General features: G+C 62.4%; 15 protein-coding genes. 5 read left to right on the top strand and 10 right to left on the bottom strand.

The window, feature by feature from the left end:
• Positions 1–22: 22 nt before the first annotated feature.
• The 7 genes from BLW11_RS08420 to tauA form a co-directional block, all read right to left on the bottom strand.
• Positions 23–1,354, bottom strand: a complete 1,332-nt coding sequence (locus tag BLW11_RS08420) for a spinster family MFS transporter (protein ID WP_048359140.1) — start codon at positions 1,352–1,354, stop codon at positions 23–25.
• Between the two features lie 40 nt (positions 1,355–1,394).
• Entirely contained in the window at positions 1,395–2,855 is a 1,461-nt protein-coding gene (locus BLW11_RS08425) for an amidase (protein WP_048359139.1), read from the bottom strand.
• A gap of 69 nt (positions 2,856–2,924) precedes the next feature.
• Positions 2,925–4,214: a carbohydrate porin gene (locus BLW11_RS08430; protein WP_048359138.1), complete on the bottom strand. Its 1,290-nt coding sequence runs from the start codon at positions 4,212–4,214 to the stop codon at positions 2,925–2,927.
• A 184-nt stretch (positions 4,215–4,398) separates the two neighbouring features.
• The gene (gene pdxR, locus BLW11_RS08435; RefSeq protein WP_048359137.1) at positions 4,399–5,910 is read right to left on the bottom strand and encodes a MocR-like pyridoxine biosynthesis transcription factor PdxR; all 1,512 of its coding nucleotides are present in this window, start codon (positions 5,908–5,910) and stop codon (positions 4,399–4,401) included.
• A gap of 132 nt (positions 5,911–6,042) precedes the next feature.
• Positions 6,043–6,912 carry an ABC transporter permease subunit gene (locus tag BLW11_RS08440; RefSeq protein WP_048359136.1) on the bottom strand — a complete coding sequence of 290 codons (870 nt, stop codon included), beginning with the start codon at positions 6,910–6,912 and terminating at the stop codon, positions 6,043–6,045.
• Positions 6,912–7,748 (bottom strand): taurine ABC transporter ATP-binding protein, encoded by an 837-nt coding sequence (locus BLW11_RS08445; RefSeq protein ID WP_048359135.1) that lies wholly within the window; start codon positions 7,746–7,748, stop codon positions 6,912–6,914. The genes BLW11_RS08440 and BLW11_RS08445 overlap by 1 nt, the downstream gene beginning before the upstream one ends.
• Positions 7,749–7,793: 45 nt before the next feature.
• Positions 7,794–8,798 (bottom strand): taurine ABC transporter substrate-binding protein, encoded by a 1,005-nt coding sequence (gene tauA, locus BLW11_RS08450; protein ID WP_048359134.1) that lies wholly within the window; start codon positions 8,796–8,798, stop codon positions 7,794–7,796.
• Between the two features lie 184 nt (positions 8,799–8,982).
• On the opposite strand from tauA, the gene pdxR (BLW11_RS08455) reads away from it, so the two are divergent.
• Entirely contained in the window at positions 8,983–10,521 is a 1,539-nt protein-coding gene (gene pdxR, locus BLW11_RS08455; protein WP_048359133.1) for a MocR-like pyridoxine biosynthesis transcription factor PdxR, read from the top strand.
• Between the two features lie 34 nt (positions 10,522–10,555).
• On the opposite strand, the gene aptA is transcribed toward pdxR (BLW11_RS08455), so the two are convergent.
• Positions 10,556–11,866: an omega-aminotransferase AptA gene (gene aptA / locus BLW11_RS08460; RefSeq protein ID WP_048359132.1), complete on the bottom strand. Its 1,311-nt coding sequence runs from the start codon at positions 11,864–11,866 to the stop codon at positions 10,556–10,558.
• Between the two features lie 190 nt (positions 11,867–12,056).
• On the opposite strand from aptA, the gene BLW11_RS08465 reads away from it, so the two are divergent.
• Together BLW11_RS08465 and BLW11_RS08470 are read left to right on the top strand one after the other, a co-directional pair.
• Positions 12,057–12,794, top strand: a complete 738-nt coding sequence (locus BLW11_RS08465) for a sulfite exporter TauE/SafE family protein (RefSeq protein ID WP_048359131.1) — start codon at positions 12,057–12,059, stop codon at positions 12,792–12,794.
• A 19-nt stretch (positions 12,795–12,813) separates the two neighbouring features.
• The gene (locus BLW11_RS08470; protein ID WP_048359130.1) at positions 12,814–13,572 is read left to right on the top strand and encodes an SDR family oxidoreductase; all 759 of its coding nucleotides are present in this window, start codon (positions 12,814–12,816) and stop codon (positions 13,570–13,572) included.
• A 146-nt stretch (positions 13,573–13,718) separates the two neighbouring features.
• On the opposite strand, the gene BLW11_RS08475 is transcribed toward BLW11_RS08470, so the two are convergent.
• A complete protein-coding gene (locus BLW11_RS08475; RefSeq protein WP_048359129.1) occupies positions 13,719–14,606 on the bottom strand; it encodes an SDR family oxidoreductase in 888 nt (295 codons plus the stop codon).
• Positions 14,607–14,723: 117 nt separating this feature from the next.
• Between BLW11_RS08475 and BLW11_RS08480 the strand changes: the two genes are divergently transcribed.
• The gene (locus BLW11_RS08480) at positions 14,724–15,638 is read left to right on the top strand and encodes a LysR family transcriptional regulator (RefSeq protein WP_048359128.1); all 915 of its coding nucleotides are present in this window, start codon (positions 14,724–14,726) and stop codon (positions 15,636–15,638) included.
• A 12-nt stretch (positions 15,639–15,650) separates the two neighbouring features.
• Here BLW11_RS08480 and BLW11_RS08485 read toward each other — a convergent pair whose 3' ends face one another.
• Positions 15,651–16,103 (bottom strand): Lrp/AsnC family transcriptional regulator, encoded by a 453-nt coding sequence (locus BLW11_RS08485; protein WP_048359127.1) that lies wholly within the window; start codon positions 16,101–16,103, stop codon positions 15,651–15,653.
• Positions 16,104–16,217: 114 nt separating this feature from the next.
• On the opposite strand from BLW11_RS08485, the gene BLW11_RS08490 reads away from it, so the two are divergent.
• Positions 16,218–16,844: a LysE family translocator gene (locus BLW11_RS08490; RefSeq protein ID WP_048359126.1), complete on the top strand. Its 627-nt coding sequence runs from the start codon at positions 16,218–16,220 to the stop codon at positions 16,842–16,844.
• Positions 16,845–16,899 lie beyond the last annotated feature (55 nt).

Below are 16,899 nucleotides of genomic sequence, written 5' to 3' on the forward strand. Positions count from 1 at the left end.
CACAACCCAACCCCCACTGCTGTTAAGCCGTCGCCGGCAACATTGGCTGCATTCTGCTGATTCCTGTGGCGGCCGCATAAGGTCGCAATATGCTAATCAGCAGTCCGCTTGCCAGCAGGTACCCCCCAGAGCAAATGACCATTGACCAGCGCAGTGCGTCAGCGCCGATATACGGGGTCAAATGATCGCTCAGCACACCAACGGCCAACGGCCCGAACCCTGCCCCCAGCGCCATGATTGCGAAGTTGTAAATCGCAATCATGGTCGCCCGGCGTTCCGGGATCACCAGTTGCGCAATGGCGGTGTAGCTGGGCGCCATCCACCACATGCCGAACACCGACATGGCGAACATAAATATGGCCGCTTGCGGTACCAGCAGCGCACCCAGCGACCAGGGATTGCCTGCCGGGTACAACGCAAACGCCACGGCCATGGGGCAGGCGAGCAGTGAGCCGACAATCGGCACACCCAGTTGCCAGCGACTGTCACGCTGGGCCAGATAGGAACTCAGCCAGCCGCTGGAGAGTGAGCCGATGACGGCGCCCGGCCCGGCAGCCAGGCCCATGATGATGCCCGCATCCTTGAGCGACAGCCCGTGGCTGCGCACCAGGAACGCCGTGCTCCAGATGCTGAAGGCGTAACTGGAAAACGCCAGCAGGGCTCCCGCCACGGCAATGCGCACGAAGGTCTTGGATCGCCAGGCCACGCGCATCACTTGCATCACGCTTTCGTGGGGCAAGGCCGGTCGCGCCTGCTGAGCCTTTTCCCAGAGCCCGCGCAGCGGTTCAGTGGCCGTGAGGCGCAGCAACACGGCGGCAACAATGCCCGGGATTGCCATCCAGATAAATGCTTCACGCCAGCCGTGGTAATAGGCGATATAGGCCCCCAGGCTCATCCCCAGCAGCGCCCCGATCGGTGCGCCGAGCATGAACACGCTGATGGCCTTGGCCCGCTGGTGCGGCGGGTAGAGGTCGGCGATGATCGACATCGAGGCTGCGCCGCTGCCCGACTCACCTACCGCCACGCCAACCCGCGCCAGTGCCAGTTGCCAGAAGTTGCTGGCGAAGCCGCAGAGCATGGCCATCACGCTCCAGAACGCGCAGCACCAGCCGATCAGGTTGCGTCGGTGCGCGCGGTCGGCATAGCGCCCTAGCGGGATCGCGAACACGCAGTACACCAGCGCAAAGGCCAGCCCCGTGAGCAGGCCGATCTGGGTGTCGGAGACGTGGAACTCGGCTTTGATCGGTTCTATGACCACGCCCATGACCTGGCGGTCTATCAGGCTGACCGCTGAAATCAGGAACAACACAAACAAGGTGTAATGACGGCGAAATCCACGGACTTGGGTGTTCATCAGTTCAATCCCATCGAGCAGTGTTCATCGGTTGAGTGCGTTACAGCGGTGCGCGTCGCCCCGCCCAGGGGCGGGCCTGTTCGAGTTGTCCGGCCAATTGGAACAGCAGGTCTTCGCGGCACATCGGCGCAGTGAACATCATGCCGATGGGTAGACCCTCACGGCTGGAGCCCAGCGGTACAGACATTGCCGGCTGACCACTGACATTGGCCAGTACGCTGTAGCCGATGCTGCCCAGGATGCCCTGGATGTAACCCTCATAGCGCTGGTCCAGGCTGGCCCGCGACAGCAGTGGCGTGACGCACGAAGTCACCGGGCTCAGCAGGATGTCGTAATCGTCGAACACGCGCTCCATGCGACTGCCGACACGTTCAAAGTCGCGCCGCGCACGGTACAGGTTTTCAGCTGTGGCGGAAGTGGCGTTGCGGACCAGACAGTGGCTCACGGGCTGCAGTTCGTCATCGCGCAGGGGGCGGTCGAGGGCCGCTTCGCGATCGCGCACGGCGGCCAGTAATGCGGCGGCCCCCACGGCACCGTGGGCGCCATATACCTGCCGGGGATCAATCGCCAGGCTCAACGGCTCAACCCGGTGTCCGAGGTCCAACAGCACTTCAACAGTTGTGTACAGAACCGAGCGGATGTCGGGGGCCAGTTCAACGCCGGTCATGGCCTGTTCGACCAGGCCGATGCGCAATGAACCGGGTGGGCGCTGCACGGCTTCGCTGAAGCTGACGGCTTGCGGTGTCAGCCAATACGGGCTGCCGGGTTCATGGCCGTGGCTGATGTCCAGTAGCAGCGCCGAGTCCCGCACGCTGCGCGACACCACATGGCCGCAGCTGGCGCCGAACCAGCCTTCAAAGGTGTTGGGGCCATGGGGGGTGCGGTAGCGCGTGGGCTTTAGGCCAAACACGCCGCAGTACGAGGCTGGGATGCGGATCGAGCCGCCGCCGTCGGTGGCGTGGGCCACGGGCACAATACCTGCCGCCACCGCTGCCGCAGCCCCGCCGGATGAACCGCCCGCGCTGTGTGCCAGGTTCCAGGGGTTGCAGGTTTTCCCCCACAGGGCCGATTCGGTGGTGGTGGTCAGGCCGAACTCGGGGCTGCTGGTCTTGCCGAAAATCAGCATGCCGGCGGCCTCATAACGCTGCACCAGGGTGCTGTCGTAGAGGCTCGGCGGGCTCTGGGCCAGCAGGCGCGAACCATTGGTGGTCACGGTGCCGGCCAGGTAGGTATTCAAGTCCTTGAGCAGCATCGGCACTCCGGCCAGCGCGCCCAGCCGCTCGCTGCCTGCGGTATGACGCGCGGCCAGCACGGTTGCGGCATGGGCGTCGTGGCGCATGTTGACCGCATTGATGCGTGGGTTGACCTCGTCACAACGGGCCTGTGCGGCCATGAGCAGCGCGCCGGGGGTGATCTGGCCGCTGTGAACCGCAGCGGCCATGGCTGTGGCATCCAGTGCCAGATAGTCGTTGGGGGGCAGTTGATTGTGTTCGTTGTTCATGAAAAATGGCCTCGTGAATGCACTTCGACCTGGGCGTGAGCAGGGCAAAGTGAGCTTTTTCAGGGAGTTTTAAAACAGGAAGTTCAGCGATTCCTGCAACAGCAAGGCGTCGGAATGGATCGGTGAAAATACCGGGTTTTTGGTGTAGGTCAGGCCGCTGATCAAATACACCCCGGGGAACAGCCGCGCCGCATACGAGGTGGTCACAGCCAGGGTGTAGGGCGCCGCTTCGAGCCCGTAACGGGTCGTGGCGTCGCGCAGGTCACGGCTGTAGTAGCTTTTGGTCAGGCCCACGGCCGCCATGTCGGCGGGGCGGCTGGCAAATGGGCCGACATTGAAGGCACTGACCTGAAAGGCCTTGTTGATGGCGTTCACCGAGTCGGGCGAGTAGTCGATCTTGCTGTCCAGGTACCAGCCCCGGGCATCGTTGTAGGGCTTGGTGACTTGCACGGTTTCGGCCAGGTAAACCCCATAGTTGTTGTCCGACTGTTCGCCGGATTTGAACTCGGTGTAATGGCTGGTGTTGTACATCGCCCCGGCGCGCAACCACATCGCATGGGTGGAGGCCGACGAGGCTTGTTTATAGCCTGCCTCGTTGATAAACATCGCCCGGGCATCCTTGACCTTGAAGCTCAGGCCGCTGGGGTTGAGGTCGATGTCTTTTTGGATGCCTTCGGGGCTGACGCTGCGGGTCACGGCGGTGCTGTTGTAGAAGCGCAGGGACGGATCGCGCACGATCACGTTCACGGTGGGCGTCGGCTCGGTGGCGGACATACCGACCTGGAACGGCACCACGCTGCTTGGGCCAAGCGCTGCGGTAGAGGCGCTGCCGCCCAGTGCCATGCCGTAGAACAGGCGCACGCCGGGGATAAACCCGTATTCGAATTCCAGTTGGTGATTGAAGAAGGACTGGTTGATGGCAAACACCGACACGGTTTTGACCCGGGGGTTGGCGGGGGTGTAGGTCGAGTCCACCCAGTTGCCGGCCAGGGTCAGCTGGGCGTCATTGGCAAAGCCGATGCGGGTCAGGTCGTAGGTCAGGTACAGGTTGAGCGAGGTGTTGTAGCTGGGGTTTTGCCCGTTATACACCTGCTTTTTCGCGTTATTGCCCAACACGTCGTAGGTGTAGCCGTTGTACGAAGTGGCGGTAAATCCGATCCCGTGTGCGGCCAGCTCCTTGCGCAGCCCCCAGAGGCCGGGGTTGATGCGGGCACAAACGGGCACGTTTTTGAACGACAGTTCGGCGCGGGTCAACAGTGGCTCGTATTGCGCGCACTCTGGCGTGTCAGCGGCCCGGGCGTGATGGGCAAAAGCCGCGGCGGCCAGACTGATGGCCAGTGGATACTTGGAGTCAAACATGGTCAGAGCTTCCCATCCTTAAATTGTTTTTTTCAGGACGACGCCAAGGTGTTTGGTGGTCAGCATTAGTACTGCATATTCGTAACCAGCGAATGGGGCCAGTGGGGTTTATCGATAGGGCCAGGCAATGCCAAATAAAAAGCACCCAGATCCTCTCGGAGGGAGAGGTTGTGGGGCAAATGGTTCAGATACGCACACTGCCGGGTCGTTTGGCATGCCCGTTGATCACCAGCCCCAGCTCGCGAATGCCCGGCGCGATCAGTTCCTGGGCGATGGAGCCAAACCCCAGTCGCAGGCTGGGCCGGGTCAGGGTGTCGGGCTCAGAGCAGAATGCATTGCCCGGGTCGAACAGCACGCCCTTGGCCACACCTGCGTAATACAGGCTCAGCAGGTCGTGCTGGCCTGCCAGTTTTAGCCACAGGGTGGCGCCGCCGCTGGGCATGTGGAACTCGGCGTCGGGCAATGCTTCGCGCAAAGCGCTGGCCAGCGCCTGCGCCCGCGCCTGGAGTTTCTCCCGGGCCTGTTGCAGCAGGCGGTCGTAGTGCCCCTGCTGGATAAACAGCGCGGCGGTGATCTGGTTGTTGCCGGGGATCTGGCGAATCATCAGCCGTTGCAGCTGGCGCAACTGCTCGATGACCGGCGCCGGGGCGACGATGTAGCCAATGCCCAGGCCGGGGGAAAGCAGCTTGGACAGGCTGCTGAGGTAGATCACCCGGTCTGCCGGGTCGATGGCTTTGAGGGCTGGCTGGGCGTGGCCGTCATATTCGGTTTCGGGGTCGTCATCGTCCTCGAAGATCACCTGGTCGTGCCGTTGCGCATGGGCGAGCACAGCCTGGCGCCGGGCCGGGGTCATGGTCACGCCGGTAGGGCATTGGTAGGCAGGAGTGCAGTACAGGTAGTCGCACCTGGAGAGGGCGGGGGTGATCATCAGCCCCTGTTCGTCGATGGCCAGCGACACCACCTCTGCGCCATCGTGGGCGAAGGCATTGCGCGGGTCGCGAAACCCCGGTTCTTCAACGCCGATAACCGTGCCCGGTCGCGCAAACAAGCGTGCCAGCAAGTAAAAGCTCTGCTGGCGGCCCAGAGTCAGCAGCACCTGGTCGTGGGTGGCGGCGATGCCGCGACGGGGCAGTACACGGCGAATCAGCTGGTCGATCAGCTGGCTTTCGCCGACGTTCTCACCCTCTTGCCACCAGCGATCCACCGCCTTCCATTCCAGGGCCTGGCGGCTGCACTGGCGCCATTGCGACAGCGGGAATTGCTTGGGGTCGAACTGGCCATAGACAAAGGGGTAGCGCACCTGGCGCCAGGTCGGCGGACGATCGGCCCAGGCTACCCCGGGTTTGTCGCTGTGCATGCGCGCCGACCAGTCGGGGGGCTGCGCGGCGGGGGCGGGTGAGGGCTGCGCCTGTTGGGTCGGCGGGATGGCGCCGCATACAAAGAAGCCGTCCCGTGGCCGGGAGTCGACATACCCTTCGCCCACCAGACGCTCATACACCAGCATGGCGGTGTTGCGCGACACCCCGCTCAGCATCGCCAGATCCCGGCTCGACGGCAGGCGTGTGCCCGCAGGCAAGCGCCCCTCCAGAATGGCGGTGACAAAGGCGGTACACAGCTGCACTTGCAGCGGCTCATCATGCGTGTGCACTTTGGGCAGCAGCTGGCGCCACATCAAATCATGCTGGATGGAGCGCATCTTGATCCTGGGGGGCGGTCGGGGATTGCCACCCTAACCCAAGACTCTTTTGCAGCGCTATGGAGTCCTTGATCAACGGATCGTCACTGTGAACCCGGTCCTGTTCTGCAGTCTGATACACCGCGCGGGCATTTAGCCCCGGCCTTTCCACGGCACCAGGTTGCGTTCCAGCCAGCGCATGCCCAAATCGAACAGCAGCGCCAGCACGCCGATGACCAGAATGCCCATGATCACCACATCGGTGGCCATGAACTTGGAGGCGGTGAGCACCATAAAGCCCAGCCCGGCAGTGGCCGCGACCATTTCAGCAGCCACCAGGGTGGTCCAGCCAAAGCCGATGGCGATCCGCATCCCGGTCAGTATCTCGGGCAGGGCGGCGGGCATGATTACGTACTTGAGCACTTGCCCCCGGCTGGCGCCCATGGAGTAGGCTGCGTGGATTTGCTCGATGGCCACCGACTTGACCCCGGCCCTCGCACTCAGGGCCAGAGGGGCAAACATCGCAAGGTAGATCAGGAGGATTTTCGAGCCTTCGCCGATGCCCATCCAGATCACCACCAAGGGCAGATAGGCCAGTGGTGGCAGCGGTCGATAAAACTCCACCAGCGGGTCGAACACGCCACGGGCGACGCGATTGACGCCCATCAGGATCCCCACCGGGATGGCTGTGAGCACCGCCAGCACAAAAGCGCCAAACACCCGCAAGGCGCTCCAGCCGATATGGGTCAGCAGGCTGGCGTCAGCAAAGCCGTCGCGGCTGACCTCGATGATTTGCGCCCATACCGCTTGGGGCGAGGGCAGAAACAAGGGTTTGATCCAGCCATGGTTGGTGGCCATGAACCACAGGGCAAACACCACGAAAATCGTGCCCAGGCTCAGGGCCATGCTTGAGCCGTTGCCGGGTGCGCCATATTGCTCGCCCGGTCTGGCGGGGGCTGCACGGCGCAGCTCGTTCAGGGTGCGCAGCACGGCATTGCGTTGTTTTTCGTCTAGCAGGCTCATTACGCTGCCTCCTCATCACCGTGGATGATGCTCAGGATCTGCTCGCGCAGGGCAATAAAATCAGGGCTGGATTTGACTGCGCGGGCGTCCCGGCACGTGAGAAAACGCTGGCCGAAATCCACCGCGAATTCGTGGGTGATGCGCCCCGGGCGCGGCGACATGATGATCAGCCGGGTGGCCATGAACAGCGCTTCTTCCACGTCATGGGTGATAAAAAACATCATCTTTTGCGTGCGCTGCCATATCTCCAGGATCAGCTCCTGCAAGCGTTCGCGGGTCAGGGCGTCCAGCGCGCCCAGGGGTTCGTCCAGCAACAGCATCTTGGGGTCATTGGTCAGGGCGCGGGCGATACCGACGCGTTGCTGCATGCCCCCCGAAAGCTGATAGGTGGCGTGGTCGCGAAACTCTGCCAGGCCGGTCAGTTGCAAAAAATGCATCGCCCGCTCGTACCGCTCTGCTTTGGGAATACCGCGCAATTTGAGGCCGAAGGCAACGTTGTCGATCACATTCAGCCATGGCAGCAGCGCGTGCTTCTGGAACACCACGCCGCGCTCGGCTCCGGGGCCGGTGACCTGATCGCGCAGCTCGGCGCCCTCGATACGGGCAGGCACCTGGCCGTGATAATCGCCCAGCGTGATCACCCCGCTGCTGGGTTGAATAAACCCGGCCATCAGGTTGAGCAAGGTGGTTTTGCCGCAGCCCGAGGCGCCGAGTGCGACCACAAAATCACCGGCGGCAATATCCAGATTGACCCCGGACAAGGCACGCACCGGCTGACCCTTTTGCTGCCCTGGATAGAGCACTGACACATCGTGGATTTTGAGGCTGAGGCTCATGGATGACTCCTTTGTGTCTCTGCAGTGTGTGGGTGCGGGTGATGTTTAATGGGCGGCCTGCACAAACGTCGGGTTGATCGCCACGCTGTAGTCAGGCAGCAGCGCCGGGATTTTCTTCTGGGCTTTCAAAAATTCGGCCGTGGCGTTCAGGGCCTTGGCCGCGCCGCCGCCCAGCCACGCAGAGCCTGCCTGTTCGCTGGCCAGCGGGAACTGGTACAGCGCCAGTACCGCGGGCACTTCTTGTGGCTTGGCCCCGGACTGCCTGGCTACGTTGATCACTTGCGGCGAATCGGCGGTCCAGGTTTTTGGCGCATTGACGTAACCCGCCGTGCTGTCTTGCAACACCTGGGTAAAGGCCTGCATGCCGGGGCCGTTGGCGGCGGCGAACGTTTTATCCACAACCAGCCCGTCAAAGGTGGCCTTGCCCCAGTTGGTCAATTGGCCCGAGGTCAGCAGCACATGGCCGCTTTGCTTGAGGCGGCCCAGCGCCGGGTCCCAGATAAAGGCGGCATCGATATCCCCGCGTTCCCAGGCGGCCGGAATATCCGAGGGCTGCAGGTTGATGACCTTGACCTTGCCGGTCAGGCCGAATTGCTCAAGGGCAAACAGCGCGTGAAAGTGGGTGGTCGAGACAAACGGCACGGCGAGGGTTTTGCCGGCCAGGTCCTGGGGCGCGACGATGCCGCTGCCATTGCGCACCACCAGCGCTTCGGCGTCGGCGATGTTGTCCAGAATCCAGAACAACTGCGCGTCCACGCCACGGCTCACGGCTGCCGCAATCGGGCTGCTGCCGGCGACGCCGATCTGCACATCGCCCGAAGCCATGGCCATCATCACGTCGCCGCCGCTGTCGAAGTTGCGCCACTGGATATCCCAGCCGGTGGCCTTCTCAAATGCCTTTTGTGCGATGGCATCCTTCCAGGGCGCAAACATGCTTTGCACGCCGACGGTGACGGTTTGTGCATGGGCATTGGCCGCCAGACCGAAGGTCAGGGCCGTGAGCGGCAACAAGACAGCACGACGAATCCAGGTATTCAGGGGCTTGAGCATGGTGAGGCTCCGAGAAGGGGAAGGCGTTGTTTTGAGTCAGCCCGATCTTAGGTGCTGGCCCGACGCTTGCTTTAGATCCAGTTGCTGCAAGCTGTGGTGCCAGAGGATGCTGCAGGCCTTGCCCGGCAAGGCTTGTAGCGCATCGGGTGCGCCATCAAGGGGCATCGGAGCAGGAGCTTGAACCATGTTGGAGCGTTATTTTCGACCCTTCGAAGCGGGCCGAGGTTTGCAGGAACAACTGCGCGAGAGCCTGCTCAGCGCGATACTGGACGGCGCCATGCCGCCCAGTGAGCCGATGCCGTCTTCGCGCAAGTTGTGCGAGCTGCTCAAGGTGTCGCGCAATACCGTGGTGCTGGTTTATGAGCAGTTGGTGCAGGATGGTTATTTGATCCCGTCGGACCGGCGCGGTTATTTCATCAACGAGAAATACCTGCGCCAGCAACTCAACGTCACGCTCAAGCCGGCCACGCAAAAAATCTTCGAGCGGGCCGATCACGCGCCCGACTGGGAAGCACGCTTGCAAAGCAGCTCGTCGCGCCTGCGGGCCATCGTCAAGCCGCGCAACTGGCGTGAGTACCGCTACCCGTTTATCTATGGTCAGGTTGAGGCCGACGAGCAGACCGCCGCCCGCTGGCGCGACTGTTCGCGCATCGCCAGCACCGGCGCGCATATGCGCAGTTGGGTGGACGATCAGGTGATGCTGGATGACCCGCTGCTGGTCGAGCAGATTATCCAGCGGGTGCTGCCCAAGCGTGGGATCAGCGTGTCGGCGCAAGAAATACTGGTGACCATCGGCACCCAGAATTCGCTCTATATGCTGGCGCAACTGCTGGGTCGGCCGGGGCTGGTGATGGGGCTGGAAGAGCCGGGTTATGTCGATGCGCGCAATATTTTCAGCTTGAGCGGCTGTGAGCTCAAGCCGCTGCGCATTGACCGCCAGGGGCTGGTGGTCAATGAACAGCTGGATGGTTGCGAGATGGTGTTCAGCACCCCCAGCCACCAATCGCCTACCGGGGTGACCATGCCGCTGTACCGCCGCCTGGAGCTGATGGCCAGTGCTCGCGAGCGGGATTTTCTGATCATCGAAGACGACTACGAAAACGAGCAGAATTTTTTGGGCAGCAACCACCCGGCCTTGAAGAGCTTTGATGACACCGGGCGAGTGATCTATCTGGGCAGCCTGACCAAAAGCCTGCTGCCGGGGGTACGTCTGGGGTTTATTGCGGCGGATGCTGAATTGATCCATGAGCTGCGTGCGTTGCGCCGTTACATCTATCGGCACCCGCCGTCGAATAACCAGCGCACGCTGGCGCTGTTTTTATCCATGGGGCATTACGACGCCCATGCCCGCCGCTTGCGTGATCGTCTGGCGCGCAAATGGCGGGTGATCAGCCGGGCGATGGCCGAGCACCTGCCCGAGTTCAATGCCAGCGGCATGGCGGGTGGTTCATCGCTGTGGGTCACTTGCCCGCAGGGGGTCGATGCCTGGGTGCTGCAACGGCTGGTGGCCAGGCGCGGGGTGTTGATTGAACCGGGGGATATTCACTACCTGAGCGAGCAGCGCCCGTTGAACTGTTTTCGGCTTGGGTTCGGGGCCATTGCTGAAGAGTTGATCGAGCCCGGGATTGCCGCGCTGGGGGCCGCGTGGCGGGAGATGCTGGTGGAGCATAAAGCCCTTCACCCTCTCCCGGAGGGAGAGGGTGCTGGCTTGAATTGCGCTTGAGTCCGTATGCGGTCATGGGGGGCCATGATTGCTGTCACAGCGCTTCGCGGCTCAGCGTGTCTTTGAGCAGGCCGAACATCGCATCCAGATCCGCTCGCCCGGTGACCAGCGCCGGGGCGAAGATAATCGCGTCGCCGGTGGTTTTTACATGCAGCCCCGCGTCATAAAGCGCCCGTTGAACCCGCGCACCTTTGGCCCCCGGTGTCTCGCCGGGGGTGAGCTGAATCCCGCTGAGCAGCCCGTAACCGCGCAAGTCGCTGACCTGCGCCAAACCTTTCAGGCCGCTGAGGGACTCAAGAAAGTACGGTGCCAACTGCGCGCCTTTTCCGAACACATCCTCATCCCGGTAAATGTCCAGTGAGGCCAGCGCGGCCGCACACGCCACCGGGTGCCCGGAGTAGGTGTAGCCGTGGAAGAGCTCCGGGCCGCCGCCCTTGCTGGCGTTGATCACCGTGTCGTAAACCCCTTCGTCGATTGCCACCGCGCCCATCGGGATCGCGCCATTGGTCAAGGCCTTGGCCAGGGTGATGAGGTCCGGTTTCACGTCAAAACTCTGCGCTGCAAACGCCTGGCCGGTGCGGCCAAAACCGGTAATGACTTCGTCGAAGACCAGCAGAATCCCGTGCTTGTCGCAGATGTCCCGCAGACGCTTGAGGTAACCCGCAGGCGGTACATAGACGCCGATAGAGCCGGCAATCGGTTCCACAAAACACGCCGCAATGCTGTCGCCGCCATGCATGGCGATGATCCGCTCCAGATCGCTGGCAAGGTCGGCGCCCTGCTGCGGCTCGCCCAACTGGTAGCGCTGGTCTTCTTGCCAGGTGTGGCGCATATGGCTGACGTGGGGCAGGCCGCCCGTCGCGAATGCCTGGCGGTTACGCATCATCCCTGACAGCGCGACGCCACCGAAATTGACCCCGTGATACGCCCACTCGCGGGACACAAAGCGGGTGCGCTGAGCTTCGCCGCGAGCGCGGTGATAGGCCAGGGCGATCTTCATCGCGCTGTCCACCGACTCGGAGCCGGAGTTGGTGAAAAACAGTTTGTTCAGGCCTGCGGGCAGCAGCTCGCTCAAGCGTTCGGCCAGTTCAAAGGACAGAGGCGAAGCGCGCTGAAAATGCGGGGTGAAATCCAGGGTCAGCAGTTGCTTGCACACGGCTTCGGCGATCTCGGTGCGGCCATGGCCGGCGGCACTGCAAAATAGCCCCGAGCTGCCATCGAGCAACTCGCGACCCTCGGCATTCCAGTAGCGCACGCCCTCGGCACGGACGAACAACTGCGGCGCCCGCTGGAACTCGCGGTTGTCGGTGAAAGGCATCCACTGGTGGTTCAGATTCGTCGCCATGGGTATCACTCCTGAGGGTAGGTCTGGGCGGGCCAGTTGCCTGCAGACTAGTCACGGCGGGCCGTGGGGCTTAGATCCAGATGGGTCTTTCGATAGGGCCAGTTCTGGCACCATCGAAAGGCCTTGCTGGATCTAAGCCGGTGCCTGGCGGCTGACTACAGTGGGGCCATTGAGCACGCCGGAGCTGCGGATGAACCCTGAATTGAGTTGGGCGTTAAGTGCAGGTTGCGTGCTGGTGGCGGCCATTGTTCGCGGGCTGACCGGTTTCGGTTTTGCCGCCATTGCAGTGGTGGGGCTGGCGATGCTCGGTTCGCTGCAACAGGCGGTACCGCTGGTGTTGTTTTTGGAGGTTGCGTCCAGCGTGATGTTGCTGCGCAGCGCCTGGCGTGAAGCGGATTACCGCCTGCTCAAGCGCCTGCTGTTGGCGAGCGCATGCGGTGTGCCCTGCGGGGTGTTGCTGTTGACCGGCATCGACAGCGGAGGGCTTGCCGTCGGGGTTTATCTGTTGGTGGGGCTGCTGGCGATTCTCGGCCTGACGCGCATTCGCTTGCCGTTGGGCGAGGGCCGTACCGGTGCCTGGCTGGTGGGTGCCAGCAGCGGCGCGCTGATTGCCGCGTTCAGTATTGGCGGACCTCTGGTGGTGGCGTGGCTCAGCCATTGCGGGCTGCGGGCGCATGCCTTGCGGGCAACGCTGATCATGTTCTTTTTCGTGGTGGATATCGCGGCTCTGGGAGGGCTGGCGGCCGCCTCGGCGATCCCGGCCGACACCGGCCGCCAAGCGCTGCTGATGGTGCCTGCGTTGCTGCTGGGGTTGTGGCTGGGCCAGCAGTTGTTCGCCCGTATTCAGGCCGATCAGGCCGCCCGTTTTACCCAATGGCTATTGCTGGTGCTGGCAGGCGTGGGCCTGCTGGGCCGGGCGTGGTCCTGACTCATCCAAGGAGCTGTATATGACACCGACCGTTTTTATCACCGGGGCAACCTCGGGTTTTGGCCAGGCGTGCGCCCGCAGGTTTGCCGCCGCTGGCTGGTCGCTGGTGCTCACCGGGCGCCGGGCCGAACGTTTGCACGCCTTGGCCGATGAGCTTGGCACCCAGGCCCGGGTACTGCCTCTGGTGCTCGACGTGCGTGATCGCGCCGCCATGGAGCAGGCCATCGGGCAACTGCCACCGGCCTTCAGCACCTTGCGCGGGCTGATCAACAATGCCGGGCTGGCATTGGGCACCGCACCTGCTGCCCAGTGTTCGCTGGATGATTGGGACACCATGGTCGATACCAATATCAAGGGCCTGCTCTACAGCACGCGCTTGTTGTTGCCGCGCTTGATTGCCCACGGTGCGGGCGCCGGGATCGTCAATCTGGGGTCGATTGCGGGTAACTGGCCTTACCCCGGCAGCCATGTGTATGGCGCGAGCAAAGCCTTTGTGCGGCAGTTTTCATTGAACCTGCGCTGTGATTTGCAGGGTACCGGGGTGCGCGTCACCAACCTTGAGCCGGGGTTGTGCGAGAGCGAGTTCTCACAGGTGCGCTTTGCCGGTGATCAGGCCCGGTATGACGCGCTGTATGCCGGTGCCCGGGCGATTCAACCGGAGGACATTGCCGAGACGATTTTCTGGATTCTCAACCAGCCGGCGCATATCAATATCAACAGTCTTGAGTTGATGCCCGTCAGCCAGTCGTGGAGCAACTTTGCGGTTGAACGCGCCTAGGGGCTGCTTTCAGGCCGGCTTTCCAGGGCGTGTATTCAATCCTGTGGAATGCCCTGGTCAAGCCTTTGTCGTTGGGCGCCTGCACACGGCCTGTGCCGTCGCTCATCAACATCAGGGAGGCCACGCCGACACTGTCATCGTGCCATTCAATACGCAAAGGCGCTGCGGTGCTTTTGCACAAAATCCTCCCAGCGTACTGGCTGGCGGCCCGTGATTTCGGTGAAGTTGTCGAAGGTTTCATCAGCCCCTGGAATCTGCCGGGCGGCCATGCGGGTGAAGTTGTCATGTACGCAGGTCATGTAAGCCATTTCGGCTCCGGCGGCGCGCATGTTCTCCAGAAAAACGTCGGGTGACTGGGGGTTGTAGCTGAACGGCTGGCCCAGTACGCGGGTCATGATGTCGGCGATATCACCGTAGGACTGCACGTCATAACCTAGGCGGTAGGTCTGGCCTGCGTGTTTGGCGGGGTTCAGCAGCGCTTGTGCCGCGACTCGGGCAACGTCTTCGCCATCTACCCAACTGAATGGCGTATCACCGGTGTACTGCTCGATCACTCCGGCTTTTACGGCCTGGGTGCCATCGTAGCTGAGCAGGTTTTGCATGAAACACTCGGGGCGCAAGTGGGTGAACGAGAAACCCGACCACTCGATGTAGCGCTCGACAAACTGGTGCCAGGCCCAGTGGGCGATGGTGGTGTCGTCCCGCCCGCAAGCGCCCAGGTGCACCATGTGCTGCACGCCGGATTTTTTTGCCTGATCGAGGAAAGCCTTGCTCTGGCGCAGCATGTCCACGGTGTAGCCGGTCACGAGCAGGGCGCGGTCGATGCCTTGTAGCGCCGGAGCCAGAGTTTCCTCTTTATCGAAGTCCAGAATGACGGTGCGAATGCCTTGGTCTTCAAAGGGCTTGGCCTTGGCGGGGGAGCGTACTGCCGCGACCAGGGTGATGGTCTCGTCGGCCAGCAGGTTGCGCAGGGTGTCGCCGCCGATCTGGCCGGTGGCCCCGGTGATTAAAACGGTAGGTTTGTGCAAGGTCATAAAGGCGCCTGATGCTTGAGTAAGGGTGTGGTGGGGAAGCTTACTGGGGAATTCAGATCCTATTTGCGATACCTTTTACTCAATCACATGAACTTAATTCATCAATATGGGGTGGGCATGCTTTCCTCCGAGCGCTTGAAGGGTATCGATGTCTTTGTTTGCGTGGCCGATTCGGGCAGTTTCAGAGCGGCTGCCGAGCGTTTGAACCTGACGGCCTCGGCGATCAGCAAGGCCATCGCCCGGCTTGAGAGCCGGCTTGAAGTCCGCTTGTTTCAGCGCACTACCCGGCGCCTGGCCTTGACCGATGCGGGCGCTGCGTTCTATCGGACTTGCACGGCGGTGTTGGCCGAACTGGAAGAAGCCGAACTGTCCCTTCAGGTCGAAAACACCGAGCCCCGAGGCCGGATCCGTATTGACCTGCCTGCGGCCTTCGGGCGTTTGCAGGCGCTGCCGGTGATCCTGCAGTTTGTGCAGGCCCATGCGCTGTTACTGCCGCATATCTCGTTTTCTGACCGCTTTATCGATCCGGTCGAAGAGGGGGTGGATATTGTCGTGCGGGTAGGTGGCCCGGATGTCTGGCCTGCTGCGCTGGCGCATCGTTTTCTGGGCCGTGAGCGGCATGTGTTCTGCGCCGCGCCCGCCTATTTGAACAGCCACGGCACGCCCGGGACCGACCGCGACCTGGAACATCACCAATGTGTTGCCTATGGCCGGGCCGACGGCACGGTCAGCCCCTGGAGTTTCAAAGGCAGCCGGCCCGGCGAGACCGAGCGCCGGGTGATGTCTGCCAAGTACATTGTGGGGGACGGTGAAGGGCAGGTGATGACAGTGCTGGCGGGGTGCGGCATCGCCCAGTTGCCCACCTGGCTGATCAAACAGCATCTGGCCGATGGTTCACTGGTAGAAGTGCTGCCGCATTTGGCGAGTGAAGGGTTGGCGATCAACCTGGTGTGGCCAAAAAGTCGGCAGGCCTTGCCCAAGGTCAGCGCGTTGCTGGATGCCCTGGCGGCCGGGTTGATGCCGCTGGTGTAAGCGCCTCCAGCGCTACAACGGCAGCATGCGGTCCTGAATGACCCGCTTCATCACCAGGGTTGAGGTGAGGCGCTGAACGTTGGGCAATGAGGTCAGGCGCTCGTCGTACAGCTGCTGGAAGGCGGGCAGGTCTGCGGCGACCACGTGCAGCAGGTAGTCCGGATCGCCGAACAGCCGTTGTGCGTCGACGATCTGCGAGGTTTCAATCACTGCAGCTTCAAAGTCGGCGATCGCCTGGCGGGTGACTTCGCGCAGGGTGACGAACACCATCGCGGAGAAATTCAGCCCCAGCTCACTGGGTGCCAGCAGGGCGCGATAGCCCAGGATCACCCCTGACTCCTCCAGTGCCCGCACCCGTCGATGACAGGGCGAGAGGCTCAGGCCCACGCGTTCAGCCAGTTCAGTGACCGAAAGTCGGCCGTCGGCTTGCAGCTGCGCAAGAATATTCCTGTCTATGCGGTCCATGTGGAAGAACCTTCCCTTGTCTTGGTTGTAGGTTGGGATAAACGAAAGATAATCCTACCAGCATTTCCTTATTCTTCTTTTGGCGGTTTTCGCTTCAGAGGAGTTGGGCATCCCGTGACTATCAGTGTATTGGCCGCATTTTGGGCGGTGTCGTTTTTGTTTGTGATCACCCCGGGCGCAGATTGGGCGTACGCGATTTCTGCGGGCATGCGCGGGCGAGGGGTCACGCCTGCGGTGGCGGGTTTGCTGTCCGGGCACTTGCTGGCCACGGTCATTGTGGCGGCGGGAGTGGGCGCGCTGGTGGCCAGCAACCCCATGATCCTGACCGTGCTTACGATTGCAGGTTCGCTGTACTTGCTGTGGCTGGGCGTCAGCCTGCTGCGCAACCCGGCGACGCCTGAGTCGGGGCAGGTCCAGGGCTCGGATTCATGGACGCGCTGGGCGTGGAAGGGGCTGTGTGTCAGCGGCTTGAACCCCAAGGTGCTGCTGCTGTTTCTGGCCCTTTTGCCGCAATTCACCGACCCGCTGTCGACATGGCCAATCCCTGTGCAAATCATTGCGTTGGGTGCGTTGCATGCCGTCAGTTGTGGCGTGGTGTACCTCATGGTCGGTTTCAGTGCCCAGGCTGTGTTGCAGACCCGTCCGAGCGCTGCGAAAAACGTCAGCCGCCTGTCCGGGACAGTGATGATCATCATCGCAGTGGTGCTGCTGGCAGAGCAGGTGCTGGCTGCCAGTCGATGATTGGGGGCTGTGGGAGCTGCTAGGGTGTAGGCAACGTTTTTCTTGTGCGACCCGA

It is taken from the genome of Pseudomonas deceptionensis, assembly GCF_900106095.1.
GTDB classification, from domain to species: domain Bacteria; phylum Pseudomonadota; class Gammaproteobacteria; order Pseudomonadales; family Pseudomonadaceae; genus Aquipseudomonas; species Aquipseudomonas deceptionensis.